The organism is Mycobacterium sp. NPDC050441 (assembly GCF_040655355.1).
In the GTDB taxonomy this organism is placed as follows: domain Bacteria; phylum Actinomycetota; class Actinomycetes; order Mycobacteriales; family Mycobacteriaceae; genus Mycobacterium.
In genome coordinates, this window is record NZ_JBFAJS010000012.1 from 51,508 (window position 1) to 77,544 (window position 26,037).

25 protein-coding genes are annotated in these 26,037 nt (G+C 66.7%); 18 read left to right on the plus strand and 7 right to left on the minus strand.

Annotated elements, in window-relative coordinates; translation table 11 throughout:
• Positions 1-68: 68 nt before the first annotated feature.
• From AB0I14_RS28570 to AB0I14_RS28585, 4 genes are all read left to right on the plus strand, one after another.
• Positions 69-1,658: a methylmalonyl-CoA mutase family protein gene (locus AB0I14_RS28570; protein WP_358029184.1), complete on the plus strand. Its 1,590-nt coding sequence runs from the start codon at positions 69-71 to the stop codon at positions 1,656-1,658.
• Positions 1,658-2,053 (plus strand): cobalamin B12-binding domain-containing protein, encoded by a 396-nt coding sequence (locus AB0I14_RS28575; RefSeq protein WP_358029186.1) that lies wholly within the window; start codon positions 1,658-1,660, stop codon positions 2,051-2,053. Before AB0I14_RS28570 ends, AB0I14_RS28575 begins: the two co-directional genes overlap by 1 nt.
• A 1-nt stretch (position 2,054) precedes the next feature.
• Positions 2,055-3,011, plus strand: a complete 957-nt coding sequence (locus AB0I14_RS28580) for an LLM class F420-dependent oxidoreductase (RefSeq protein WP_358029188.1) — start codon at positions 2,055-2,057, stop codon at positions 3,009-3,011.
• A 67-nt stretch (positions 3,012-3,078) separates the two neighbouring features.
• Positions 3,079-4,164, plus strand: coding sequence for a CoA transferase (locus AB0I14_RS28585; protein WP_358029190.1), 1,086 nt, complete (start codon positions 3,079-3,081; stop codon positions 4,162-4,164).
• On the opposite strand, the gene AB0I14_RS28590 is transcribed toward AB0I14_RS28585, so the two are convergent.
• On the minus strand, positions 4,149-4,460 hold the full coding sequence (locus AB0I14_RS28590; RefSeq protein WP_358029193.1) for a 2Fe-2S iron-sulfur cluster-binding protein: 312 nt from the start codon (positions 4,458-4,460) through the stop codon (positions 4,149-4,151). The two genes, AB0I14_RS28585 and AB0I14_RS28590, sit on opposite strands and share 16 nt — an antisense overlap.
• A 145-nt stretch (positions 4,461-4,605) precedes the next feature.
• On the opposite strand from AB0I14_RS28590, the gene AB0I14_RS28595 reads away from it, so the two are divergent.
• From AB0I14_RS28595 to AB0I14_RS28610, 4 genes are read left to right on the plus strand one after another with little or no spacing between them, the layout of a single operon-like run.
• Entirely contained in the window at positions 4,606-5,976 is a 1,371-nt protein-coding gene (locus AB0I14_RS28595) for a class I adenylate-forming enzyme family protein (RefSeq protein WP_358029195.1), read from the plus strand.
• A complete protein-coding gene (locus AB0I14_RS28600; protein ID WP_358029198.1) occupies positions 5,954-6,802 on the plus strand; it encodes an acyl-CoA dehydrogenase family protein in 849 nt (282 codons plus the stop codon). Before AB0I14_RS28595 ends, AB0I14_RS28600 begins: the two co-directional genes overlap by 23 nt.
• Positions 6,789-7,886, plus strand: coding sequence for an acyl-CoA dehydrogenase family protein (locus AB0I14_RS28605; RefSeq protein ID WP_358029201.1), 1,098 nt, complete (start codon positions 6,789-6,791; stop codon positions 7,884-7,886). Before AB0I14_RS28600 ends, AB0I14_RS28605 begins: the two co-directional genes overlap by 14 nt.
• 4 nt (positions 7,887-7,890) lie before the next feature.
• Entirely contained in the window at positions 7,891-8,655 is a 765-nt protein-coding gene (locus tag AB0I14_RS28610) for an enoyl-CoA hydratase/isomerase family protein (RefSeq protein ID WP_358029204.1), read from the plus strand.
• Positions 8,656-8,744: 89 nt separating this feature from the next.
• On the opposite strand, the gene AB0I14_RS28615 is transcribed toward AB0I14_RS28610, so the two are convergent.
• Positions 8,745-9,530, minus strand: a complete 786-nt coding sequence (locus tag AB0I14_RS28615; protein WP_358029207.1) for an SDR family NAD(P)-dependent oxidoreductase — start codon at positions 9,528-9,530, stop codon at positions 8,745-8,747.
• A gap of 88 nt (positions 9,531-9,618) precedes the next feature.
• Positions 9,619-10,383 (minus strand): SDR family NAD(P)-dependent oxidoreductase, encoded by a 765-nt coding sequence (locus tag AB0I14_RS28620; protein WP_166905655.1) that lies wholly within the window; start codon positions 10,381-10,383, stop codon positions 9,619-9,621.
• 79 nt (positions 10,384-10,462) lie between these two features.
• Between AB0I14_RS28620 and AB0I14_RS28625 the strand changes: the two genes are divergently transcribed.
• Together AB0I14_RS28625 and meaB are read left to right on the plus strand one after the other, a co-directional pair.
• Complete coding sequence (locus AB0I14_RS28625; protein ID WP_358029211.1) at positions 10,463-11,623, plus strand: thiolase family protein; 1,161 nt, start codon at positions 10,463-10,465, stop codon at positions 11,621-11,623.
• Positions 11,624-11,634: 11 nt separating this feature from the next.
• A complete protein-coding gene (gene meaB / locus AB0I14_RS28630) occupies positions 11,635-12,513 on the plus strand; it encodes a methylmalonyl Co-A mutase-associated GTPase MeaB (RefSeq protein ID WP_358029213.1) in 879 nt (292 codons plus the stop codon).
• Between the two features lie 87 nt (positions 12,514-12,600).
• Here meaB and AB0I14_RS28635 read toward each other — a convergent pair whose 3' ends face one another.
• Together AB0I14_RS28635 and AB0I14_RS28640 are read right to left on the minus strand one after the other, a co-directional pair.
• On the minus strand, positions 12,601-14,232 hold the full coding sequence (locus AB0I14_RS28635; protein WP_358029215.1) for an FAD-dependent oxidoreductase: 1,632 nt from the start codon (positions 14,230-14,232) through the stop codon (positions 12,601-12,603).
• Positions 14,233-14,238: 6 nt separating this feature from the next.
• Positions 14,239-14,964: a helix-turn-helix domain-containing protein gene (locus AB0I14_RS28640; RefSeq protein WP_358029217.1), complete on the minus strand. Its 726-nt coding sequence runs from the start codon at positions 14,962-14,964 to the stop codon at positions 14,239-14,241.
• 129 nt (positions 14,965-15,093) lie between these two features.
• On the opposite strand from AB0I14_RS28640, the gene AB0I14_RS28645 reads away from it, so the two are divergent.
• The 8 genes from AB0I14_RS28645 to AB0I14_RS28680 are packed head-to-tail and all read left to right on the plus strand — an operon-like array spanning position 15,094 to position 24,156.
• Positions 15,094-16,002: an alpha/beta hydrolase gene (locus tag AB0I14_RS28645; RefSeq protein WP_358029219.1), complete on the plus strand. Its 909-nt coding sequence runs from the start codon at positions 15,094-15,096 to the stop codon at positions 16,000-16,002.
• Positions 15,992-17,716, plus strand: a complete 1,725-nt coding sequence (locus tag AB0I14_RS28650) for a bifunctional 3-(3-hydroxy-phenyl)propionate/3-hydroxycinnamic acid hydroxylase (protein WP_358029221.1) — start codon at positions 15,992-15,994, stop codon at positions 17,714-17,716. Before AB0I14_RS28645 ends, AB0I14_RS28650 begins: the two co-directional genes overlap by 11 nt.
• Positions 17,673-18,596 (plus strand): 3-carboxyethylcatechol 2,3-dioxygenase, encoded by a 924-nt coding sequence (locus AB0I14_RS28655; protein ID WP_358029224.1) that lies wholly within the window; start codon positions 17,673-17,675, stop codon positions 18,594-18,596. Before AB0I14_RS28650 ends, AB0I14_RS28655 begins: the two co-directional genes overlap by 44 nt.
• The gene (locus AB0I14_RS28660) at positions 18,593-20,407 is read left to right on the plus strand and encodes an FAD-binding protein (RefSeq protein ID WP_358029227.1); all 1,815 of its coding nucleotides are present in this window, start codon (positions 18,593-18,595) and stop codon (positions 20,405-20,407) included. The genes AB0I14_RS28655 and AB0I14_RS28660 overlap by 4 nt, the downstream gene beginning before the upstream one ends.
• Positions 20,404-21,711, plus strand: coding sequence for an LLM class flavin-dependent oxidoreductase (locus tag AB0I14_RS28665; RefSeq protein WP_358029230.1), 1,308 nt, complete (start codon positions 20,404-20,406; stop codon positions 21,709-21,711). The genes AB0I14_RS28660 and AB0I14_RS28665 overlap by 4 nt, the downstream gene beginning before the upstream one ends.
• Before the next feature lie 16 nt (positions 21,712-21,727).
• Complete coding sequence (locus AB0I14_RS28670; protein ID WP_358029233.1) at positions 21,728-22,567, plus strand: coniferyl-alcohol dehydrogenase; 840 nt, start codon at positions 21,728-21,730, stop codon at positions 22,565-22,567.
• Between the two features lie 14 nt (positions 22,568-22,581).
• On the plus strand, positions 22,582-23,568 hold the full coding sequence (locus AB0I14_RS28675) for a cyclase family protein (protein WP_358029456.1): 987 nt from the start codon (positions 22,582-22,584) through the stop codon (positions 23,566-23,568).
• Between the two features lie 6 nt (positions 23,569-23,574).
• Positions 23,575-24,156, plus strand: a complete 582-nt coding sequence (locus AB0I14_RS28680) for an NADPH-dependent FMN reductase (protein WP_358029236.1) — start codon at positions 23,575-23,577, stop codon at positions 24,154-24,156.
• 11 nt (positions 24,157-24,167) lie between these two features.
• Here AB0I14_RS28680 and AB0I14_RS28685 read toward each other — a convergent pair whose 3' ends face one another.
• Both AB0I14_RS28685 and AB0I14_RS28690 read right to left on the minus strand, forming a co-directional pair.
• On the minus strand, positions 24,168-24,827 hold the full coding sequence (locus AB0I14_RS28685; RefSeq protein ID WP_358029239.1) for a class I SAM-dependent methyltransferase: 660 nt from the start codon (positions 24,825-24,827) through the stop codon (positions 24,168-24,170).
• A gap of 80 nt (positions 24,828-24,907) precedes the next feature.
• Entirely contained in the window at positions 24,908-25,957 is a 1,050-nt protein-coding gene (locus AB0I14_RS28690; protein WP_358029458.1) for an alpha/beta fold hydrolase, read from the minus strand.
• Between the last annotated feature and the right edge of the window lie 80 nt (positions 25,958-26,037).

A 26,037-nucleotide genomic window follows, 5' to 3' on the forward strand; every position in this document is an offset into this window, starting at 1 on the left:
TGTACAGGCGCCACATTTCCACCGTGCGGTATTGGCATTCTCATTTTTAGCAAGTACGTTATCCACTGATGAGCGAGCAAGATGTCTCTCCCGTAGAGACCCCATCTGGCATCCCGCTGGCGCCCGTCTACGGACCGGACGACCGCGCGGTCGAGCCTCCTGCCCCCGGGACCTACCCCTTCACCCGTGGCAACTTCGCCTCCGGATACCGCGGGAAGACCTGGACCTTCCGGCAGTATTCGGGCTTCGGTACCGCCGAGGAATCCAACCGCCGGTACCGATACCTGCTTGATCAGGGTGGGACGGGCCTGTCGGTGGCGCTGGACCTGCCGACGCAGTGTGGCTACGACTCCGACGACGAAGAGTACGGGGAAGAGGTCGGCCGCGTCGGCGTCGCCGTCGACACTCTGGCCGACGCCGAGATCCTGTTCGATGGCATCCCGCTGGACAAGATCAGCACAAGCTTCACCATCAACGGCACCGCGGCCATCCTGCTGGCCTTCTACGTCGCCGCCGCCGAGAAGAAGGGCGTGCCGCGCGAGAAGCTCACTGGAACCATCCAGAACGACATCCTCAAGGAATACGCGTCTCGCGGCACCTGGATCTGGCCGCCCGAGCCGTCGCTGCGGCTCATCGCCGACACCATCGAGTTCTGTGCGGCCGAGGTGCCGCGGTTCAACGCGATCTCGGTGGCCGGTGCGCACTTCCGCGACGCGGGCGCCAATGCCGTGCAGGAGATGTCGTTCACGCTGGCCGACGGCGTCACCTATTGCGACACCGTCGTCGAACGCGGTCGGATGACGATCGACAAGTTCGCCCCGCAGATCTCATTCTTCTTCTACACCCACGGCGACTTCTTCGAGGAGATCGCCAAATACCGTGCGGGCCGGCGCCGTTGGGCCACGATCGTGCGGGAGCGCTACGGCGCGACCACCGACAAGGCCTCGATGTTCCGCTTCGGCTGCGTGGCCGGCGGAGCCTCGCTGTACGCCCCGCAGGCGCAGAACAACCTGGTCCGCGTGGCGTATGAGGCCATGGCCGCGGTACTGGGCGGCGTGCAATCGATGTTCACTGCCGCGTGGGACGAACCGTTTGCCCTGCCGAGTGAGGAATCGGCGACGCTGGCGCTGCGGACCCAGCAGATCCTGGCCTACGAAACCGGCGTCACCAAAGTCGCCGACCCGCTGGGCGGTTCATACTTCGTCGAGGCGCTCACCGACGCCACCGAGGCCAAGATCATCGAGATCATGGACGACCTGGAGAAGCACGGCGGCATGGTCCGCTGCATCGAGGACGGGTACCTGCAGGGCCTGATCGCCGACGAGGCGTTCAAGATTCACCAGGAAACCGAGTCGGGCGAACGTCCGGTGGTCGGGGTGAATCGGTTTGTCACCGACGAGCCGGCACCGGACATCGACACCTACGAGCTCGACGCCGAGGGGCGCGATCTGCAGCTCAAGCGACTGTCGAAGGTCAAGGCCGAGCGCGACGACATTGCGGTCAAAGAGACTCTGGCCGCGTTGGCCAGAGGTGCCGAAGGCGACGACAACCTCATGCACCGGTTGATCGACTGCGCCAACGCGTATTGCACAGTGGGAGAGATGGTGTCGACCTTGAAGTCCGTGTGGGGCGAGTTCCAGCAGCCGGTGGTGTTCTGATGGCGACTCGGGTACTCGTCGCCAAGCCCGGATTGGACGGTCACGACCGTGGCGCCAAGATCGTGGCGCGCACCTTGCGTGATGCCGGATTCGAGGTCATCTACACCGGCATCCGGCAGCGCATCGAAGACATCGTCTCCATCGCGCTGCAGGAAGACGTTGCGTTGGTCGGCCTATCGATCCTGTCCGGCGCGCACGTCGCGCTGACCACCCGGACCGTCGCGGCACTGCGGGCGGCCGACGCCGGTGACATCGCCGTCGTCGTCGGAGGCACCATCCCGCAGTCCGATGTGCAGAAACTCCTCGATGCCGGTGCAGCAGCGGTGTTCCCGACCGGAACCTCGCTCGAAACCCTCGTGACCGATGTTCGTGCGCTGACCGAGAAAGCGAGCTGACATGCGCCTTGGTGTGATGATCGGGGCCGAGCGTGGCGATATGGCCCGCAAGGTCTCCAAGCTTGTCTCCGACATCCAGTGGGCTGAATCGGCAGGACTGGACAGTGCGTGGATGCCGCAGGTGCCCAACGACTTCGACTGCCTGACGATGGTGGCGCTGATGGCGGCGAACACCACGCGCATCGAGCTAGGCACGGCGGTGGTGCCGCTGCAGGCCCAACATCCGATCGCGCTGGCCCGCCAGGCACTTTCGGTACACGCGATGTCGGCGGGTCGGTTGGCCCTGGGCGTCGGGCCCTCGCACCACTGGATCGTGCGCGACATGCTGGGCCTGCCGTACGAGAAGCCCGCTGCCTACACGCGTGACTATCTGCAGGTCTTGAACACCGCGATCGCCGGGCCCGGACCCGTTGACGTGGAGAACGATTCGTTCACCGTGCACAACCCGACGGTGCTTGCCGCCGACACTCCGATGCCGGTACTGGTGTCGGCACTGGGCCCGGTGATGCTGCAGCTCGCCGGTGAGCATGCCGACGGTACGTCGCTGTGGATGGCCGATGAGAAGGCGATCGGCGAGCACATCGCACCCAAGATCAACAAGGCAGCCGCCGAAGCGGGTAAGCCCGCACCGCGCATCGTCGCAGGCATCCCGGTCACCCTGTGCGCCAACTCCGAGATCGAGGAGGCCAAGGACCGGGCCAACCGCGTCCTGGCCGAGGCCGAGACGTCGCCGAACTACCAGCGGCTGCTCGACCGCGGTGAGGCCCGCAACGTCGGCGACCTGTGCGCGGCGGGCGACGAGGAGTCAATCCTGAAGCGGTTCAAGCAGTTCGCCGACGCCGGGGTGACAGATCTGTCGGTGCGGTTGTTGCCGATCGGGGAGACCCGTGACGAGCTGATCGCGTCGAAGTACCGGACGCGTGAGGTGATCGCGGAACTCGCCAAGGCCGTGCGATGAGCCGCCGAAACTACGCTTTATGGCGACTTTTCGGCTTGATCGCGTCACAAACCGTAGTCTCGGCGAAATGACCGGGCCGCTCGCGGGCATCCGCATCATCGAGGTCGGCGTCATGCTGGCCGGCCCGTACGCCACCATGATGCTGGCCGATCTCGGTGCCGAGGTGATCAAGGTCGAACCGCCGGGCGGTGAGATCTCACGCCAAGTCAGCGACAGCTATTTCGCCAGCCTCAATCGGGGTAAGCGCAGCATCTGCCTCGACCTCGCCTCAGAAGCTGGTCAGGCGAAACTCGGTGAGCTGGTAGCTGACTCGCATGCGCTGCTGGTGAACATGAAGCCGTCGGTGATCCGCCGGCTGGGGCTGACGTATCAAGCGCTCTCGCGCTTCAACCCCGAGATCGTCTGCGTCGCGATGACGGGATTCGGGCTGGACGGGGGAGATGACCCGGCGTTCGACTACGTCATCCAGGCCGCCACCGGAGTGGCCGCGATGACCGGCGATCCCGACGGGCCGCCCACGCTCCCGGGCTACTCGTCGGCGGACAACTCGACGGGGCTGACCGCTGCGCTGGGCCTGTTGGCGATGATCGTCTCGGGAAGAGGCGGGCAGGTGGACGTCTCGCTGCGTGATGTCATGCTCTCGCAGCTGAACTACCGCGCCTCGGCCTACCTCAACGACGGTACCGAGCCGCGCCGCCATCCGTTCGGTGCACATTCCTATTACGTACCCGCGCAGCTGTTTCCGACCGCCGACGGCTATCTGGCGTTGTTCATCACCCACGACGGCTTCTGGAAGTCGTTCGCCGGTGAGGCCGGGATCGAGGGTTTCGAGACCATGGCCGAACGGGCCGCCCGACGGGATGAGGTTCTCGATGTGGTGACTGCCGTGTTGGCGACCGATACCGCCGCAGGCTGGGAGTCTCGGCTCAAACCGCTGGGGATTCCGGCGGCTGCGGTGCGTACTCTGCCTCAGGCGCTGGACGCGACGCCGGAGATGCTGGTCACCGCTGGGGATTTCCGGTTGGTGGGGAGTCCGGTGCACGTCGCCGGGTACTCCCCGGATTACCGGCCCGCGCCGTTGTTCGATGAGTACGCTGCCGCCCCCTTCGGGGAATCGGCAGCGCCGTCATCAAATGCTCAGTCCTCGTCGTAGGAGACCGTCACCGAATCGCAGTCCGGGACGGCCTGGCAGGTCAGCACGTAGCCCTCGGCAACCTCGTCGTCGTCGAGTGCGTCGTTGACCCGCATGGTGGCGGTGCCCTCGAGGAGCTTGGCCATGCAGGTGCCGCAGTTGCCGGCCTCGCACGAGAACGGCGGCGTCATGCCGGCCCGGCGCGCGCTCTCCAGCAGCGTCTCGCCCTGCCTGCGGGGCACGGACAACTGCTCGCGGTCGAACACGATCGTGACCTTGCCGTCCGCTTCGCTGCCGGCCATCGGTTCTGCGGTCATGTGACTCCCCTGTGCACGTACGTTCTGATAGAAAGAGAATACCATTCTCGCTAAATGATAGTATCTTCTCGGGATGCTCGGCACCCAACGAGAGTTCTCGGGAGAGGGGTTGTAGATCTTGACTGAGGTCACAACTGCTCCTTGCGTGCGCACGTCCGCAGTGCTCGCGTTCGACGACCGTGAGTACACCCTGGCCGAGCTCGACGCGCTGACCAGTGGGATGGCCACCGCGCTGGAGCATCGCGGCGTACGCCCGGGCGATCGGGTCGCGATCATGTCGTCCAATCGCCCCGAGTTCGTCGTGGCGTTGCGGGCGATCTGGGGTCTGGGTGCCGTCGCGGTGTTGATCAGCCCGGCATGGAAAGAAACCGAGGCCGCTCATGCCCTGGCGCTGACCGAACCGAGTTACGCGGTGGGTGACCACGAGGTGCTGGCCTCGCAGATGTCGATGCTGCATCTGGACGAGCCGATCACCCCGGGCCGCCGGCAGTTCGGTCGGCCCGACCCGGATAGCGACGCGCTGTTCGTCTTCAGTTCGGGAACCACCGGCCTGCCCAAGGCGGTCCGGCACACCCATCGCGGGTTCGCCGCGGCCATCGAGCATTGGCGCGACGCGCTGGGTTTCACCTGCGCGGACCGCATGCAGATCATGACGCCGCCGTCGCACATCCTGGGCCTGCTCAACATCGCCATGGTGCTCGATACCGGCGCGTGGATGCGTCTGCACCGCCGTTTCGATATCGACACCATGCTGCGCCATATCGAATCAGACCGGATCACGATCGAGATGGCCGTGGCGCCAATCGCTTTGGCCATGGCCGCGCATCCCGATCTGGGGCGCTACGATCTGTCGTCGCTGCGTTACGTGATGTGGTGTGCCACCCCGGTCACCCGCAGTGTCGCCGACACCGTCACGGAGCGTGCCGGGGTTCAGTGGCTGACCGCCTACGGCACAACCGAGCTTCCCGTGATCGCGTGTAATCCGCTGGACGCCACCCACATCGACACCGTCGGTATGCCGGTGCGCGGGGTGGACGTACGGATCGGCGAGGACGACGAGATCCAGGTGCGGTCGGATTCGGTGATGGCCGGGTACCTGCCCAAGGACGCCACCGCGGGCGCATTTTGTGACGGCTGGTACCGCACCGGTGACATCGGCTACCTCGACGGCGACGGATACCTGCGCATCACCGACCGCTCCAAGGAGATGGTCAAGGTCCGCGGTTTCCAGGTGGCACCGGCCGAGATCGAAGCGGTGCTGCACGGCCATCCGGCAGTCACCGACTGCGCCGTGTTCGGTGTGGCCGATGCGGCCGACGGTGAGGCCGTGGTGGCTGCCGTGGCGACAAGTTCTGCGGTGTCGGCCGAGGAACTCATCGATCTCGTCGGTGAGCGGCTGGCCTCGTACAAGCGGCCCAGCCGCGTGGAGTTCGTAACCGACATACCGCGGTTACCTTCGGGAAAGGTATTGCGACGAGTGCTGAAGGAGCGGCATGGACGTTCGTCTGACGTCTGAACAACAGCAGCTGCGAGAGGCCGCAGCGAAACTGGCCGACGACCTCGGACCGGGTGCGGTCCAGGAATTGTCGGATGAGGGCCGGATCGCCCGGTTGGAAAGTACGGTCGCTGCCACCGAGTGGCGCACCCTGCGGTCCGACGGCGCCTCCGGGGTGGAAGTGGCGATCGTCGCCGAAGAGTTCGGGCGCGGTCTTGTCGACGTGCCGTTCCTCGGGCCGGTGCTCGCCGACGATCTGGCTCGTCGGCTCGATCGTGAGGTGACGGTGGTCGGCTTGCGAGAGTCTGGCGGGGGCGAGGCTGCCACCGCCGGCGTGGATCTGACCCGCAGCACGGCGGGCGTCGTCGAGTCGCCGGCCGAACTCGGCGAGCTGTCGGACGAGGACGTCCTGCGCTGGCAGGCGCTTGCGCTCGCGGCCACGAGCGCCGATCTTGTCGGCGCTGCACGCGGCGTGCACGCGCTGGCCGTCGATTATGCGAAAGTCCGTGAGCAGTACGGCTCGACGATCGGCTCGTACCAGGCTGTCGCGCACCTGCTGGCCGAGGGACTCGCTCTGATCGAGGGTTCGATCAGCGTGCTGCGCCATGCGGCATGGGCCGTCGACGAACTGCCGGCCGAAGAAGCCGTCCGAGCCGGAAAGATCGCGAAGGTCTACTGCGCCCGCGCCGCGCGCACCGTCTGCGAGACCGCGATCCAGGTACACGGCGGCATCGGAAACACCTGGGAATGCCTGGCGCACGTGTATCTGCGCCGCGTTCTGGTGGCCACCGAGTTGTGGCCCGTCAAGCTAGAGGACTTGGAGGTCACTGATCTTGGACTTTCGTGATTCACCTGAGGAAGCTGTCTTCCGGGACCGGCTGCGGACCTGGCTGGCAGACAACGCCGCGTCGTTCAAGGCGTCCGGCGACGATTACTGGGCCCGGATGGGGGAGTGGCATCAGGCCCTCTATGCCGCAGGCTTTTTCGGGACCTCGTGGCCCAAGGAGTTCGGTGGCCAGGACCTGCCACCGGTCTACGACGTCATCGTCGATGAGGAGCTGGCCAGGGCCGGCGCCCCGCCGCGCCCCAGCCTCGGCTACCTGGTCGTGGGCCTGGGACACCACGGCAGCAAGGAACTGCAGCAGCGGTTCCTTCCGGGGATGATCAACGGCACCGAGCGTTGGTGCCAGGGATTTTCGGAACCGGGCGCCGGTTCTGACCTCGCCTCGCTCACCACCACCGCGACCCGCGACGGCGACAACTACATCATCAACGGGCACAAGATCTGGACCAGCTATTCCGATGTGGCGGACTGGTGCCTGGTGTTGGCCCGCACCGACAAGGACGTGGCCCGCCACAAGGGCATTTCGGCGTTCATCGTGTCGATGCACCAGGACGGCATCGAGCAGCGGCCGTTGCAGATGATCAACGGTGTCACCACGGAATTCGGTCAGGTGGCGTTCGACGGCGCGGTGGTGCCGGCCTCGAATATGGTCGGTGAGCCGGGCGACGGTTGGCGCCTCGCCATGACCGTGGTCAGCCATGAGCGCGAACCGTCGACGCTGGGCTACTCCGCGCGCTACGGAAAGCTCGTGCGGGAGATGGCATCTCGGGTCGAAAGCGTGGGCGGCAAGGTTCCCGAAGATCTGGCCTGGGCCGGGGTGCAGGCCGAGATGCTGCGCCTGCACGTGCGCCGGCGACTGTCCGAACAGCTCGACGGGCTCAAGCACGGCCCGGACGGCTCGCTGGACAAGCTGCTGATGACCTGGGTCGAGCAGTCCGTCGGGCACGCTGCACTCTCGGTGACCGGAACCACGGACCCTGAACTGCTCAGCGCCTATCTGTACAGCCGGGCGCAGAGCGTCATGGGTGGCACGTCGCAGATCCAGAAGAACATCATCGCGTCACGAATCCTCGGGCTGGGAGTCTAGATACATGTACGGAATGCCAGACGAAATCGATGTGCAGGCCGACGGTGCGCTGCGCATCATCACGCTGAATCGCCCGGATGCGCTCAATGCGGTCAATGACAACCTGCATGTCGGGCTCGCGCGGTTGTGGGAGGCGCTCAACGAGGACGCCGAAGCACGTGCGGCAGTGATCACCGGTGCGGGACGGGCGTTTTCGGCCGGTGGCGACTTCAACTACCTCGACGAGTTGCGCCGCGACGAGGCGTTGCGCCAGAAGACGATCAAGCATGGACGGGATCTCGTGATCGGCATGGTGCGGTGCCGGATCCCGGTCGTGGCCGCCGTGAACGGCCCGGCAGTGGGGCTGGGCTGCAGCCTGGCCGCGCTGTCCGACGTCGTCTACATGGCCGAGACCGCACACTTCGCCGATCCGCACGTACAGATCGGGCTGGTGGCCGCCGACGGTGGCCCGCTGGTATGGGGTTCTCAGATCAGCTTGTTGCAGGCCAAGGAGTTTGCGCTGACCGGCGTGCGGATCAAGGCCCAGCGGGCCCTGGAACTCGGGCTGGCCAACCATGTGGTGGCAGACCCGTTGTCGGAGGCGATCGCCTGCGCGAAGAAGCTCATCGATCTGCCCAAGCAGGCCGTCGAGGCCACCAAACGGTTGATGAACATTCAGCTCGAGCAGCAGGTGATGGCGTCGCTCGATTACGCCAACCTCGCCGAGTACGTGTCGTTCGGCACAGCTGATTTCAATCGGATCGTCGATGGCCTGATCGCCAAGAACTGATTATCAGGCACCGCGAGCGACCGCAGATGTACGCACATTGCGGCGTGTTGGCGTACAGGCACGGTCGCTCGCGGTGCAACTAGAAGCACCTAGAACGTGAGGGCTTCGGAGCGCTGGACGGTGCCGGTGACACCACTGGCATCCTGCCCCGCCAGTCGCACGGCAGCGAGTCCCATCGCTTCGGGGGGCTCGACCATCTCCGGGGGGATCTGGAGACCGCTGCCGCCGGCCTGCCACCCTTCGGTCAGCACCACCCGTGACGGGCTCAGGCAGTTGACCGCGATGTTGTCGCCGCGCAGATCGGCCGCCAGACCGAGGTAGAGGCGTTCGGCGGCAGCCTTGGACACCCAGTAGGCGTTGGCGCCGTGCTCGACCATGTCGACGCCGGTGGTGGTGATCGCGATGAGCGAACCGCCACCGCGATTGCGCACCTCTGGGATGACGGCCTTGGTCACCAGGAACACCCCGGTGAGGTTCACGTCCAGGCACAATTGCCAGCGCTTGAGGGGCGTCGTCTCGATCGGGCCGAGCCACAGCACGCCGGCATTCGCCACCAGGATGTCGATGCCGCCGAATTCCGAAACTGTCTTGGCGACAGCCTTGTTCACTGATTCCTCGTCGGTGACGTCGCAGGCGACCGGCAGCGCCCGCCCGCCTGCTTCGTTGATGGCCGCGGCCACCGATCCGATGGTGCCGGGTAGCTTGCCCTGCTCCTGCGAACGAGCCGCGACCGCGACCGCAGCGCCCTCGGCGGCCAGGGTTCGAGCGATCGTGGCGCCGATACCGCGGCTGGCCCCAGCGACGAAGGCGATCTTGCCGTCGAGCCTGCCGGTGGTTCCGTCACCGTGGATCGACGCTTCGTGCACGTTCGTCATGTGCCGAGTGTGCACGAAGTGCCGAGCGGAATCGGCGTGTCCACCAACAGGCACGCACGCTCGCGGTGCAAATGCCAAGAGGTGGGCATTATTTGGGCGGGAATCGCAATGCCCCATCGAGGCGGATGATTTCGCCGTTGAGGTAGTCGTTTTCGATGATGCTCTGCGCAAGCTGTGCGTACTCGGTCGATCGGCCCATGCGCTTGGGGAACGGCACCTGCGGACCCCAGTACTGCTCAAGCTGATCGGCGGCCTTGCCGTAGGCGGGGGTGTTGATGGTGCCGGGGGCGATGGTGCAGACCCGGATGCCCAGCGGCGACAGGTCGCGTGCGGCGACGAGGGTCATGCCGAGCACGCCGCCCTTGGCGGCCGAGTAGGGCAGCTGGCCGATCTGGCCTTCGTACCCTGCGATCGATGCGGTGTTGACGATGACGCCGCGGCCGCCTTCCTCCAGCGGTTCGGTCTTGGCGATCGCCGCGGCCGACAGTCGCATGACGTTGAACACCGCGGTCAGGTAGAACTCGATGGTCTTCTTGAAGCCGTCGAGGTCCAGTGGGGACCCGTCCTTGCCCACGAGGCGGCCGCCGGCGGCCGGCCCGCCGTGGGTGTCCACTGAGATGCGGAGCGGGGCAAGGGCTTCGGCCTCAGCGATGGCGGCGAGCACCGACTCCTCGGAAGTGGCGTCGGTGGGCACATAGCGCACACCCAGCTCGTTCTCGAGCTTGGCGCCCTTCTCGTCGGCCAGGTCTGCGACGACCACCTTGGCGCCCGCTGCCTGCAGGCGGCGGACGGTCGCTTCACCCAGGCCGCCCGCACCGCCGACGACGATCGCGGAACTACCGGCGATTTGCATACGGTTCCCCTTCTTGCAACTGACACTCTCTGGCTGCGAGAATAACATTCTCTTACCGGGTGAACCAGGGAGCAGATCAATGCCTGAAGCCGTCATCGTGTCCGCGCTGCGTACCCCCATCGGTACAGCCAAGAAGGGCACGTTGCGCGATACCGACGCCTATGTGCTGGCCGACCACGTGGTGCGGGCGGCGTTGGAGGATATGCCTGCCGACCTGGCAGCATCAATCGACGACGTGATCCTGGGAGAGGGCCTCTACGGCGGCGGCGTCATCGCCCGTCATGCCGCCATTACCGCCGGCCTCACGACGGTCCCCGGTGCGTCCATCAATCGGCACTGCGCCGCCGGTCAAGCCGCCGTGCAGAGCGCCGCCGCCGGCATCCGCGCCGGGATGGACCGGTTGATCCTGGCCGGCGGCGTCAACTCGGCCTCGACCTCGCCCCGGTTCATCCGCGCGGCCAGCAGCGCCAAGGACGCCGAATGGGTGAACTGGTTCCCGCCCACGCACCCGGACCGCCCGGACGCACCGAACATGGACATGTCGATCACGGTCGGCTGGAACGCCGCGGTCAAAGCTGGGGTGAGCCGCGAGGAGATGGACCAGTGGGCGTTGGGCTCGCACCTCAAGGCTATCGCGGCGATCGACGAGGGCCGGTTCAAAGAAGAGATCGTCCCGATCGACACTCCCCACGGTCTCTTCGACACCGACGAGCATCCGCGCCGCGACACCACCCTGGAGAAGCTGGCCGGGCTCAAGCCGCTGCACCCCGAGATCGACGGGTTCTCGATCACCGCAGGCAACGCGTGTGGCGCCAACGACGCGGCCGCGCTGTTGACGATCGCCAGCGACGAACTCGGACTGCCGGCGTTGGCCACCATCAAGTCCTGGGCGTCGGTGGGGGTCGACCCGGCCTCGACCGGCCTGGCGCCCGTCGAAGCCATCACCAAAGCCCTTGGCCGGGCTGGGCTCTCACTGGCGGACGTGGACCTATTCGAGATCAACGAAGCCTTCGCGTCGATGTGTGTGGCCACCGTCAAACTGCTCGACATCAACCCGGAGATCGTCAACGTCAGCGGAAGCGGGTGCTCGCTGGGCCATCCGGTGGCTGCCACCGGGGCGCGGATGCTCGCCACCATGGTCCACGAGTTGCGCCGCCGCGGCGGCGGTATCGGCGTGGCAGCGATGTGTGCGGGCGGCGGTATGGGCTCGGCGACGGTCATCGAGGTGCCTTCGCCGTAGTGTCAACCGTGATGACGAAGTACAACATCGAAGAGCTCATCACCGCGGCGCGCGGCGGATCCCAGCGTGCCGTCGGTCGGTTGCTGAGCCTGGTCGAAAGTGACCGTCGCGACGAGGTTCTCGCGGTGCTGGGCACGGCATCTCCGCGCGTCATCGGCATTACCGGGCCACCTGGGGCCGGAAAGTCGACGACAGTGGGCGTTCTCGTAGGTGCCTACCGCGAGCGTGGTCTGAGGGTGGCGGTGCTCGCGGTGGATCCGTCGTCCCCGTACAGCGGTGGAGCGCTCCTCGGGGACCGGATCCGGATGGCCGCCCACATCAACGACCCTGACGTATTGATCCGCTCGGTGGCCACCCGCGGGCATCTCGGCGGACTGGCTGCCGCCGTGCCGGCGGCGATCCGCTTGCTGGCCGCGCTGTCCTACGACCTGATCGTGCTGGAGACCGTGGGTGTGGGGCAGTCGGAGATCGAGATCGCCGCGATCGCCGACCCGACCGTGGTGATCCTCAATCCCGGTGCCGGTGACGCGGTGCAGGCGGCCAAGGCCGGCCTGCTGGAGGTCGCCGATCTGGTGGTGGTGAACAAGGCCGACCGCGAGGGTGCCGATCAGACCGCCCGCGATCTGCGGGCAGAGGCCAGCGTTCCGGTACTCAAACTTGTTGCGGCGCAGGGGGAGGGCCTGGCCGAATTGGTCGAGGCTATCGACGCCCACCACCGGGCCGACACCGCGGCGCGTCGCGCTGCGCGGGCCAGGACCCAGATCCTGTCGCTGGCCCAGACCTTGCTGCGCAACCACGGGGAGCTGGACGGGCTGGCTGCGGCCGTGGCCGACGGCACCACCGACCCGTACACGGCGGCAGCGCAATTGATCGCCGACTCGGCCCGCTGAGTCGGGGAGCGCGATCACCCGTCCCATCGAGGATGCGGGTCTGCGCGGCGCCGCGCGGGGTCGAGGGCACGTCGACGGTAATCGAATTCAGCTGACGGACTTGCCCGTCGCCGCCGCGTAGCCGCTGCGATAGCCGAACACCATTGCCGGACCGAGGGTGCCGCCGGCGCCACCGTAGGCCTTGCCGGTCACCCCGCCCATGGCGTTACCGGCAGCGAACAGGCCCGGGATCCGCGCACCGGTGACGTGCAGGACGCGACCGTCGCGGTCGGTGCGCGGCCCGCCCTTGGTGCCCATCGCGCCGATCTTGACGGGCACCGCGTAGAACGGCGCGGTGTCGACCGGACCCAGTGTCTGTCCGGCCGGGGTGGCAGCTGAGTTGTCGCCCCAGTACCCGTCGTAGGCGCTGGATCCGCGGCCGAAATCGGTGTCGATCTCGGCGGCGACGTTGTCATTCCATCGCCCCAGGGTCGCGGCCAGGCCCTCGGCGTCGATACCGGTCTTGGTGCCGAGTTCGGCGAGCGAGGCGGACTCGCAGAACCAATCCGGCACCGGCTCACCGGGTTCCACGCCCAGGAACCCGTACCGCTGAAGATGCACGGAGTCGAACACGATCCAGGCCGGATCGTTGGCGTAGCCGAGCTTGGGGTCGAGGTACTGGAATGCCCCGGCCATCGAGTTGTATTCGCCCGCCTCGTTGAGGAAGCGCTTGCCGGCCCGGTTGACGATGACGCTGCGCGGCCGGGTGCGTTCCAGCCGCACGCTGCGGCTGCGGGGGTGACCGTCGATGGTGTCGCCGGGGATCTGCACGATCGGAACCCACCATGCCTCACCCATATTGGCCAGGTCGGCGCCATGTGCCATGGCCATCCGGAGCCCGTCGCCGGTGTTGTTCGGTGGAGACACCGCGCCGCGCATCGGCCCGCGCAGGTAGGCCTCGACCAGCTTGGCGTCCCATTCGAAGCCACCGGTGGCCAGCACCACGCCGCTGCGGGCGCGCACGTGGATATCGGCGCCGTCGACACTGATCAGTACCCCGACGATGCCGGTGGCATCACCGATCAGCTCTACCGCGCGGGCTTCGGTCACTGGTTGTATGCCTCGATCGAGCAGCCCCCGCAGCAGGCCGGCGATCAGTGCGGTGCCGGCCACGCACAGGTCGGCGTCGGGATCGTCGTAGACGGCGTGGATGCGGGCGCGGGTCTCGGCGTCGATCCCGACGTTGCTGAAATCGGCGGGGAAGGACGTGATCCGGTCCCGCCACGCGCCGAGCTTGCCCTGATCCACCGGGCCTGCGCTCAGCGAGCGGCCACCCCCGGGGCGCCCGCCGGGCAGTTCGGGCTTGTAGTCGGGAAAGCCTTCGGCGACGGCGAAACGCAGCTCACTGTGTTCCTCGACGAAGTCGAGCATCGCCGGTCCGGTCCGGACGAAGGTGTCCACGAGATCGGTGTCCATGTAGCCGAGCGACTGGGCCTGCAGGTAGTCCACCGCATCGGAGACCGGCAGCGGCCCGTCGGCACTGCGGTCATGGGACGGGATCCACACAATGCCGCCGGAAACCGCGGTCGTGCCGCCGACCGTCGGTGCCTTCTCGTAGATCGCGACCGATGCGCCGCTGACCGACGCAGTCAGCGCCGCGGTGAGCCCGGCGCCCCCGCTACCCAGCACGACGACGTCGACCTCGTCATCCCAGTCGAATTCGGTACGGGTCACAGTCATTCCCTTTCAGTACAGGATCGCCGATAGTTCATTCGCTGCGCGGACCACCGCGTCCTTGCCCCCCAGCACGACGTCTTCACGGTGGGAGATGAGGTTGATGCAGGTGGGGGGTGAGGGCAGACGCCGGCGCACGGGTACCGCCAGGCCATAGGTGTTCGGTTCGATCTCGCCGTGGGTGATCACCCAACCCTGTTCGCGGGTCTGGCGGACCAGTTCGCGCTCACCGGGGCGCGGCGGCATGCTCGCCAGCAACGCCACCCCGGCCGCGCCGAGCTCGAGCGGGTGACGGCTGCCTTCGTGGAAGGACAGTTGGTAGAACACCTGAGTCGGGACGATCACCGCGACGGCCACCTGCTGATCGCCCTCGGCCACCAGCAGTGAGACTGTGCTGCCGAGTTCGTCGGCGAGTGCGCGCAGCGTCGGGACGCTGAATTGGCGCATGTTGTTGTCGTACGACGAACCGAGTGCCGCCAGCCCGGCGCCGGGCCGGTAGCGGCCATCTTCACCCTTTGTCACATAACGGAATTGGCTCAGGGTGGCCAGTAGCCGGTAGGCGATCGTGCGATGGGCTCCGACATGGTCGGCGACCTGTTGCACGGTGAGCCCGGTCGGGGCTGCGGCGATGGCCGCGAGCGCGCTCAGTCCGCGCGCCAGCGTCTGCGAACCGGGCACACCGGTGGGAGAGCCGTCGGCCTTCGATTGTGCCTGAGGCTGGGTTGCCTTGGCCGGCATCGCGCCCTCCTTGACAGATAGAACCGCGAGAGTGATGCTCTGATATTAATGCACTCTAGTGTGCGCTATATGAGCAAAGTGCTTACAAATTTGGAGAATATCATTCTCCCTATCTCCGGAGAGGGGAACATGACAAGCACTGCCGCCGGGCCGGCATCCGGTTCCGTTTCGGCCACCGAGCACGAAAGCGTCTGGGCTGACCTCCAAGGCGTGGCGTTCTCGCAGGGCTACCTCGATGTGGGCGGCGTCCGAACCCGCTACCTGCATGCCGGTGACCCGAAACTGCCCGTGCTCGTTCTCCTGCACGGTTCGGGCGGACATGCCGAGGCGTATGTGCGCAACCTGGAATCCCACGCCGAGCATTTCTCGACGTGGTCGATCGACATGCTCGGGCACGGCTACACCGACAAACCGGGTCATCCCCTGGAGGTCGCGCACTATGTCGATCACCTGATCGGCTTCCTCGACACGATCGGTGCGCAGCGCGCCCACATCTCCGGTGAATCGCTGGGCGGTTGGGTGGCGGCGCGGGCCGCTGCCGATCACCCGGACCGCGTTGACCGGTTGGTCCTCAACACCGCCGGCGGCTCACAGGCTGACCCCGAGGTGATGAAGCGGATCATCACGCTGTCGATGGCGGCCGCGGAGAATCCGAGCTGGGAGACCGTGCAGGCCCGGATCAAGTGGCTGATGGCCGACAAGACAAAGGATTACGACGACATCGTGGCCAGCCGGCAGGCGGTGTACCGCCAGCCTGGTTTCGTCGCCGCGATGAGCGACATCATGGCACTGCAGGATCCGGAGATTCGTGCACGGAACCTGCTGGGGGAGAAGGAATACGGCTCGATCACCGCGCCCACCCTGGTGTTGTGGACCAGCGACGACCCGACCGCCGACGTCAGCGAGGGACGACGCATCGCCTCGATGATCCCGGGTGCGGTGTTCGAGGTGATGCCGGACTGTGGGCACTGGCCGCAGTACGAAGACCCCGAGACGTTCAACCGGCTGCATCTCGACTTCCTGCTGGATGCGCGGTGATGAGCGCTTGCGCGAAGAACAGAGGGCTGCTGTGACCGGCCAAGAGGTCGACGTCGTCATCGTCGGGGCCGGTCCGGTCGGCCTGACTCTGGCGAATATCCTTGGGATCCAGGGTGTCCGGACGCTCGTGGTCGAGGAACGCGACACCCTCATCGACTACCCGCGTGGGGTCGGTCTCGACGACGAATCGCTGCGTACCTTCCAGTCCATCGGGCTGGTGGAGGCGATCCTGCCGCACACCGTGCCCAATCAGATCCTGCGGTTCTACGACGGCAACCGCCGGCTGCTGGCCGAAATGGCGCCCCCGGACGCACGATTCGGCTGGCCCAAGCGCAACGGGTTCGTCCAGCCACTGGTCGACGCGCAACTGCTGGTCGGTCTGAACCGGTTCGAGCACGTGCAGGTGGCCTGGGGGCGACGGATGGAATCGGCCGTCGAGACCGCCGACGGGGTGAACGTCGACTTCGGTCCGGACGTCCCCGCGGTCCGGGCGCGCTACGTGATCGGATGCGACGGCGGACGCAGCGCCACCCGCCGCATCGCTGGGGTGTCGTTCGACGGCACCACCTCGCCGACCCGCTGGGTGGTGGTGGATCTGGCCAATGACCCGCTGGGACACCCCAACAGCGAGGTCGGTGCCGATCCGGACCGGCCGTACGCATCGATCTCGATCGCCCACGGTATCCGCCGGTTCGAGTTCATGATCCACGCCGACGAAACCGACGAGCAGGCCGAAGATCCCGAGTTTGTGGCGAGGCTGCTGGCTTCGTTCGTCCCGCATCCCGACAAGGTCGACGTGATCCGGCGCCGCGTGTACACCCACCACTCCCGTATCGCGGGGAATTTCCGCAAGGGCCGGTTCCTGCTGGCCGGCGACGCAGCGCACCTGATGCCGGTGTGGCAGGGCCAGGGTTACAACAGCGGCATCCGGGACGCGGCGAACCTGGGCTGGAAGCTGGCCGCGGTGGTCAACGGCCAGGCCGGCGACGCATTGCTGGACAGCTACGACACGGAGCGCCGCAAGCACGCCCGGGCGATGATCGACCTGTCGACTCTGGTCGGCCGGGTCATCTCGCCCACCAACCGCAAGATCGCGGTGGTGCGGGACAAGCTCATTCGCGGTGCTTCAGTTGTTCCTGCGCTCAAGCGCTACGTGCTGGAGATGCGGTTCAAGCCGATGCCGCGCTATGACCAGGGTGCGGTCTACCACCCGAAGCCGCCGACGGCCGACTCGCCCGTGGGCACGTTGTTCATCCAACCCCGGGTCGATACCCGCGAGCAGCCGAACGTGCTGCTCGACGACGTGATCGGGCTCAACTTCGCGGTGTTGTGCTGGAACAACGATCCGCGCGCATTGCTCGGTGAGCAGGCCTACGGACGCTGGAAAGCGTTGGGTGCGAAGTTCATTGCCGCCCGACCTCAGACCCAGTTGTTCTGGGCGGGGCACGACGCCGACCACGATGACGGATCCGTCGTGATCGTCGGTGACAGCACCGGTGCGCTCAAGTCCTGGTTCGACGTGCATGCCGAATCGGTACTCGTGCTGCGGCCGGACCGGTGCATCGCCGGGGCCGACATCGCCCAGCGGGCCCCGGAACTGAGCACGGCCCTGTTCGACGTCCTGCATCTGGTGGAGGAAGGAGTGAACGGTGCCAGTAGCCCTGTGCTGTATGTCCCACAGCCCACTGCTGAATCTTCCGGGACCGTCGGCTGACCTCCTCGACGAGATCGGCGCGGCGCTTGCCTCCGCGCGGGAGTTCGTGGCCGACTACGACCCCGAGCTGGTCGTGACGTTCTCGCCGGACCACTACAACGGGTTCTTCTACCGGCTGATGCCCCCGTTCTGCGTCGGCACCGCCGCGGCCGGAGTGGGTGACTACGGGACGCATCAGGGTGCGCTGAATGTCGCGGGCGACATCGCCCAGCAGTGCGCGGAGGCGGTGTGGGAGTCCGGGGTCGACATCGCGATCTCGACGAGCATGGACGTCGATCACGGCACCGTGCAGCCGCTGCAGGAATTGTTCGGCGAGGCGACCGCGCGTCCCATCGTGCCGATCTTCGTCAACTCCGTTGCCACGCCGCTGGGTCCGCTGTCGCGCTCCCGGGCGCTCGGCGCGGCCGTCGGCGCGTTCCTGGCCACCCTCGACAAGCGGGTGCTGGTGCTGGGATCCGGTGGACTGTCGCATGATCCGCCGGTACCGACGCTGGCCACCGCACCGCCGGCCGCGCTGGACCGGATCGTGCACGGGGCCCCGATGACCGACGAACAACGGATGGCCCGGCAGCGCGCGGTGAGCCAGGCTGCCCACGACTTCGCCCACGGTGACAGTGCGCTGCGGCCGCTGAATCCCGAGTGGGATCACCGCCTGCTGGAGATCTTCGACGAAGGTCGGCTCACCGACCTGGACAGCTGGTCCAATGACTTCATCGCCGCCGAAGGGGGCAACTCGGCGCACGAAATCCGCACCTGGGTGGCCGCATTCGCAGCGCTCGCAAGCAATGGCCCATACCGGACCGGAAATCACTTTTACCGGGCGGCACCGGAATTGATCGCAGGATTCGCAATCAGGACGGCGGTAGGAATCGCAGCATGACTTCAGACACCACTGCACAGGCGGCCGACGAAGGCTTCGGCGAAACGGTCGACGTGCTCGTCATCGGTTCCGGGGGCGGCGGCATGACGGCTGCGCTGGCGGCCGACGCGGCCGGCCTCAAAACACTCGTGGTCGAAAAGTCCTCCCACTTCGGCGGTTCCACCGCGCTTTCCGGCGGCGGCATCTGGGTGCCCGGCGCGCCGTCGCAGCGCCGGGCCGGCTATGTGCCCTCACCGGACGGGGTGTTCGACTACCTCAAGCAGATCACCGAGGGCACCGTCAGTGATGCCCGGTTGCGCAAGTACGTCGAGGCGGCGCCGGAGATGATGGACTTCCTCGAGCGCAACAGCGACTGGTTCGAGTTCGTCTGGAAGCCCGGCTACGCCGACTACTACCCGGAACTGCCCGGCGGCTCCGCACAGGGCAGCACGATCAACGTCCCAGCCATCGACCTACGCAAGCTCGGCGAGCACGAGCACGAGTTGCTCGCCCCGCTGGCCCTTGCGCCCAAGGGAATCTGGTTTGCGCCCAAGGATCTTCGGCTGTTCTACCAGATCCGACAGAACTGGCGCGGCAAGGCTGTGCTGCTGAAGTTGATCTGGCGGATGGTGCGGGCCCGGGTGTTCGGTGACCGGATGGCGGCCATCGGCCAGTCGCTGGCCGCCCGCATGCGGCTCGCGCTCAAGCAGCACGACGTCCCGGTGTGGCTGGATGCACCGATGACATCGTTGATCACCGGTGCGGGCGACGACGTGCTCGGCGCTGTCATCGAACGTGACGGCAAGCCGCTGCGGATTCGGGCCACCGGTGGCGTGATCCTGGCCTCCGGCGGATTCGACCACGACATGGCGTGGCGAAAGGAGCACCTGCCGGTCCTGGAGAAGGATTGGAGCTTCGGCAATCCGGCCGCCACCGGCGACGGTATCCGGGCCGGGGAAAAGGCCGGTGGTGCCACCGAGCTGCTCGATGAGGCGTGGTGGTTCCCGGCCATCTGCTGGCCCGACGGTCGGCTGCAGTTCATGCTCAACGAGCGGATGATGCCGTCGCAGTTCGTGGTCAACGGTGAGGGCAAGCGGTTCATCAACGAGGCCGCGCCCTACATGGATTTCGCCCACGCGATGATCGAGGGACAGCAGTCCGGGGTGGGGCACATCCCATGCTGGCTGGTCACCGACATCGACTCGTTCCACCGGTATGTGGTGGCCGGGCACCTGCCCATCCCGAAGATCCCGTTCGCCCCCGTTCCCACCGGGCGCAAGGTACCGCGGGCCTGGCTGGACTCCGGAGTGGTTGTCGAGGCGCAGAACTGGGAGGAGTTGGCCGGCAAGATCGGTGTGCCCGCAGAGAACCTGCGGTCCACTGCCGAACGGTTCAACCAGTTGGCACACGCCGGTCACGACGACGACTTCAACCGCGGCGACAGCGCGTACGACAACTACTACGGGGACCCGACGCTGCCCAACCCGAATCTGCGGCCACTCGGTAAGCCTCCGTACTACGCGTTTCAGATCATCCTCGGCGACCTGGGCACCTCGGGCGGACTGCGCACCGACGAGAACGCGCGGGTGCTGCGAGTCGACGATTCCGCGGTGGACGGGCTCTACGCGGTGGGCAACGCCTCGGCGGCGGTCATGGGCCGCAGCTACGCCGGTGCGGGCGCGACCATCGGGCCTGCGATGACCTTCGGGTATGTGGCAGCCAGGCACATCGCCGATCTCCAAGCCGAACAGCTTGTTGCACAACCTGTTTCACACGATGCCAATCATCAAGTCCAGGACAACGTCAGCAACACCCCAGGAGGAAACCGATGAAGATTTCGCTGTTCTACGAGTTCCCACTGCCCCGGCCGTGGTCGGAGGATGACGAACATCAGCTGTTCCAGCACGGCCTGACCGAGGTCGAGGCCGCCGACAAGGCCGGTTTCTCCACGGTCTGGCTGACCGAGCACCACTTCCTGGAGGAGTACTGCCACTCCACCGCGCCGGAGATGTTCCTGGCCGCGGCCAGCCAGCGGACCAAGGACATCCGGTTGGGTTTCGGTGTGATGCACCTGCCGCCGCCGATCAACCACCCGGCACGCATCGCCGAGCGCGTCGCCACCCTGGATCACCTGTCCAATGGGCGTGTGGAGTTCGGCACCGGTGAGGGTTCTTCGGTCGCCGAGTTGGGCGGCTTCGACATCGATCCGGCCGACAAGCGCACCATGTGGGAAGAAGCTCTTGAGGTTTCGATCCGCTGCATGACCGAAGCGCCGTTCACCGGCTTCAAGGGCGAGCACGTCGAGATGCCCGCCCGCAACGTCATCCCCAAGCCGCTGCAGACGCCGCACCCGCCGGTGTGGGTGGCCTGCACCCGCCCGTCGTCGGTGCAGATGGCAGCGCAGAAGGCCATCGGCGCATTGAGCTTCGCCTATACCGGTCCCGAGGCACTCAAAGAGCGGGTCGACGGGTACTACAAGGAATTCGAAGAGCAGGGCGCACCCATCACCCCGGCGATCAACCCCAACATCCTGGCCATCGGCGGTGACCTGTCGATGATGGTGGCCCGCTCCGACGACGAGGCCCTCAAGCGCCTGGGCACCGGTGGTGGCTTCTTCTCGTTCGGGATCATGCACTACTACCTGACCGGCATGCACACCCCCGGCCGCACCAAGGTGTGGGAGCGGTACGAGGAGGCGGTCAAGGAAGATCCGACGCTGGCTTACGGTCCGGGCCGCGGCGCCATCGGTTCGCCCGACACCGTCCGCGAATTCCTGCGTGCCTACGAGGCGAGCGGGGTCGACGAGATCATCCTGCTGCTCAACCCGCGCAGCCACGAGGGCACCATGGAATCCATCGAGATCATGGGCAAGGAGATCCTGCCCGAGTTCATCGAGCGGGACGCAAAGGCAGTGGCGGACAAGGCCAAGCGCCTGGCGCCGGTGATCGAGAAGGTCGAGGCGCGTCGCCGTCCGTCCGACGCCCCACTGTTCGACGAGACCTACGCCTTCGGTGGCCTGCCCACCGGCCGCGACAAGTTCACCGCCGGTGAGATTCCCGAGGCGATGGCCGAGATCAACGAGGGACGGGTCAAGGCAGCGCAGGCGGAGAAGGACGCTCGCGGGAAGTCGGAGTGAGAAGCAGTCGGCTACCGTGACCGCCCTAGACGAGCTGGTGCGCTACGACGGTAAACACGTCGTGGTCACCGGCTGCGCGTCGGGCATCGGCGCCGAGGTCACCCGCGCGCTGGGTGAGCTCGGCGCCCGGGTGACGGGTCTGGACATTCGACCGCCCGATCACCTGCCCGAGGAGTTCATCGAACTGGACCTGGCGGACCCGGAGTCCGTCGATCGTGCCGCCGGAGCGGTCGGCGGTCCGGTGGACGCCCTGTTCAACGTGGCCGGTGTGTCCTCGGGCATCGGCAACCCGCTTCTGGTGGTACGGATCAACTTCCTGGGCACCCGGCAGTTCACCGAACTGGTGGAAGGCCGCATTCCCGCGGGCGGATCGATCACCTCGGTGTCCTCGTTGGCGGCATCGGGGTATCGGGAAAACCTCACCACCACAGCGGGTCTGCTCAGAACACGGTCGGTGGACGAGGGGTTGCAGTGGTGCGCCGACAATCCCGAGGCACTGGCCGACGGCGGCTACCGGTTGTCCAAGGAGGCGATGATCCTCTACACGATGTGCCGGGTCACCGAACTCGGCGCCCGCGGGATCCGGATCAACTGCACCGCACCCGGTGTCACGGAAACACCCATTCTGGATCAGCTGCGCTCGGCGTACGGGCAGCAGTTTCTCGATTCGTTCACCACCCCGCTCGGTCGCAAATCCGATCCTGCCGAACAGGCCGCGCTGCTGGGGTTCCTAGGCAGCCCGGGGGCCAGTTACGTGAGCGGGCAGGTGATCTGGGCCGATGGCGGCATTCTGGCCCAGCGGCACGCGGCTCTGGTCGATGCTGTAGTGGACACCGACTCTGGGCAGAGGAGCTGAGCTTGGCCGGGACGATGAGAGACTTCCGCAAGGTCGCCGACGATGTGCGCAACTGGGGCCGTTGGGGCGACGCCGATGAACTCGGCACCCTGAACCTGATCACCGCCGAAAAGGTCGCGGAGGGGGCGTCGCTGGCCAAGCAGGGCAAGGTCTTCGCGCTCGGCGTCGACTTCTCCTCAGCCGGCCCGCAGGGGGCATTCCAGTTCCGGCAGAACCCCACACACGTGATGACGGTCGACGGAGGGGACGCCCATACGCTGGCGCAGTACGGCCCGCAGTGGCTCCGCAATTCGGTGGCCCACGAGGTGAGCGGGTTCTTCGCGGACAATCCGTTCCGCTTCAACGACGACATGATCGTCATGCCGCTGCAGGCGGCCACACAGTGGGACGCGCTGTCGCACGTCTATTACGAGGACAAGCTCTACAACGGCTTCCCGGCTGATTCGGTCACCAGCTTCGGTGCCTTCCACTGCGGCATCGACAAGGTGGACGGCAAGGGCATCACCTCGCGCGGGGTACTGCTGGACGTGGTCCGCCACCGGGGCGCCGAGCAGTTCCTGGAACCGGGCAATCCGATCACCCCGGCCGAGCTCGACGAGGTGGTCAGGGCGCAGGGGGTGGCCATCAGCCCGGGCGACATCGTGGTGGTGCACACCGGCTGGTGGACAAGGTTTTTGGCCAATGGTGACGGGGCTGAGCCCGGATCAGGACTGGACTGGCACTGCGCCTCGTGGCTGCACGACCACCAGGTGGCCGCGGTCGCCGCCGACAACCTCATGGTCGAGGACCCCGATCCGGCCAACGGTGTCGAGGGCACGTTCCTGCCGATGCACATGCTCTGCCTGCGCGACATGGGCCTGATGCTGGGTGAGTACTGGGACCTCGGCGCGCTGGCCGCCGACTGTGCGGCCGACGGCGTCTACGAATTCCAGCTCATCGCCCCGCCGTTGCGGGTGACCGGAGCCGTCGGTTCGCCGGTGAATCCCATTGCAATCAAGTGAGGAACGATGACGACAGCTGAGAAGGTCCCGTTCGTGGTGGGGCTCGGCGGCACCTTGCGTGCGAACTCGTCGACCGAGCGGGCGGTGCGGTACTGCCTGGAATCGGTGGAGCGCCAAGGGGGCCGGACCCGGATGTTCGCCGGGCCGGACCTGGAGCTGCCGATGTATGCCCCGCATTCGTTGGAGCGCACACCCGCGGCGTTGGAGTTCGTCTCCGCGCTGCGCGACGCCGACGCCGTGGTGGTGGGCTCGCCCGGGTACCACGGTGCGATCTCGGGTCTGGTCAAGAACGCGCTGGACTACATCGAGGATCTGCGGGAGGACCCGCGGGTGTACCTCGACAACACGCCGTGGGGCTGCATCAGCTGCGCCTACGGCTGGCAGGCCGCGGTGGGGACGCTGGGACAGTTGCGGTCCATCGGTCATGCGTTGCGGGCGTGGCCGACGCCGCTCGGGGTGGCGATCAACTCCGCCGATCAGATCTGGGACGAGTCAGGCGAATTGACCGATGGGCCGGTGCGCAGCCAACTCGACATGCTGGCCAATCAGGTGCTCACCTTCGCCCGCTCCAGTGGAGCCGCTCGGTAGTTTCGCTCGGATTACCGAGTCGCCCGGCCGACCACGAGCGGATGGACGATCGCCGGCATGCCGCGCCACACGGCGTCGTCGGCTGCCACAGCGAATCCACATGCGCGCATCAGCTCCACGGTCGCGCGGTTGCATCGACAGCCGCCTGCGAAGTGTCGCCACGGTTCAAATAGTTTGTCCTGGTACGCCGCGAGGAACCGTGATTCCGCCCGCACGTGTTCGATGAACAGGAACTGCCCATCCGGGCGGAGTACGCGGGCGATCTCGCGCAGCGCGCGTTCGGGGTCGCCGACGGTACACAGGGCGAGCGTCGAAACGACGGTGTCCACGGATCCGTCGGCGAGCGGTAGTTGCTCCGCAGGCGCGTCCACGATCCGAGCGACGCGCCCGTGTCGTTGCAGGCGGCGCGCGAGGCGTCGGCGCATGCCCGGCTCGGGCTCGGTGAGTACAAGCTCGGCGACTGCGTCTGGATAGTGCGCGAGATTCAGCCCCGTCCCGGCGCCGATCTCGACGACGCGACCGCGGGCGCCGCCCAGGAGCGTGCGCCGCCGGCGACGCATTCCTGCGATCTCGCCCACACAGAGGAATGGGTCATACACCAGGGCCATGATGCGCAGCCACGCCTTGGACGGCGGGCTCGGCTGAAGTTCGGTGCCGATGATGTCTGTCATGCCTCGAACATAGGAGCGGGCGCATCGGGTACGCATCGCCCAGACCGGCCATCTTCTGTCGATGGCCCGTTCCGGCCATCTCACAGGAGGCCGAGACGCGCGGCCTCCGCGACGGCGGCCGTTCGTGAGGTGCGGCCCAGCTTGCGGCGGATATTCGCGACGTGGCGGTGAACGGTATGCGGGCTCAGCACCAATTGCTCTGCGATCTCGCGATCGCCGAGACCGCGGGCGACGCAGGCGAGGATCTCACGTTCCCGAGGGGACAGCAGGACCGGCTTCGGCTCGCTCGCCACGGCCGGCGACGGCTGTGCCGGCGCCAGCGCCTGGCGGCACGCGCGGACCACGGAATCGGTGTCACCGTGCCAGGGGAAGTGCGCGCTTCCCTGCAGGGGGATGAACGTCGCGCCGGGAACCGCTGCCGCGACCTCACGACCCAGCCGTGACGGCACAGCGCGATCGTCACGACGATGAACCACCAGCGCCGGCCGGCGAACGAGAGGAAGGTATGCCCGCACATCGAGGCGATAGACCAGATTCAACAACGCGGCAGCGGTCTCGGAGGTCGCCGACTCTCGCTGAAACCGGGCAAACCGCTCCTGTTCCGCAGAGTCGGCGGTACCGAGGAACAGGCCGCTGAGCAGACGCGAGCCGAGTCCCCAATGTGCGCGTACCGCAGCCAGAATCGCGTCGCCCACGCCCGGAGCGGTGAGCGCCGCGCCGTCGGGGTAAGACCCGTACAGCACCAGGTGCTCGACACGCTCCGGAAACGCCGCGGCAAAGGCGATCGCGGTGCAACTCCCCGACGAGCCGCCGATGAGCGACACGCGTTCGAGGTCGAGTTCGTCGAGAAGCGCGCGCAGCGTCGCAACTTCCGCATCAAGGCTCAGATCCGAATCTCGCAGGGTGCGGTCCGACATGCCGACGCCGAGTCGGTCGTAGCGGATCAGTGTGTAGCCGGCCGCGACGCTTTCCCAGAATCGACGAAAGCCCTCGCTCTGCCAGTCGAGTTCGAGGTGGCTCACCCACCAAGCCGGAGCGACCAGCGGTGGACCGTCCCCGCGCGTCTCGTAGGCCATGCGGCGGTCGCCGAGGGGAAGGAACCGGATCTCCGACTTCTCCAGCACAGCCATGACGCTACGCATGATTGGGACGCATGATTAAGCAGTCTGGTCATCTCACGGATTAGAGAATGATGTTCTCCAATACGGAA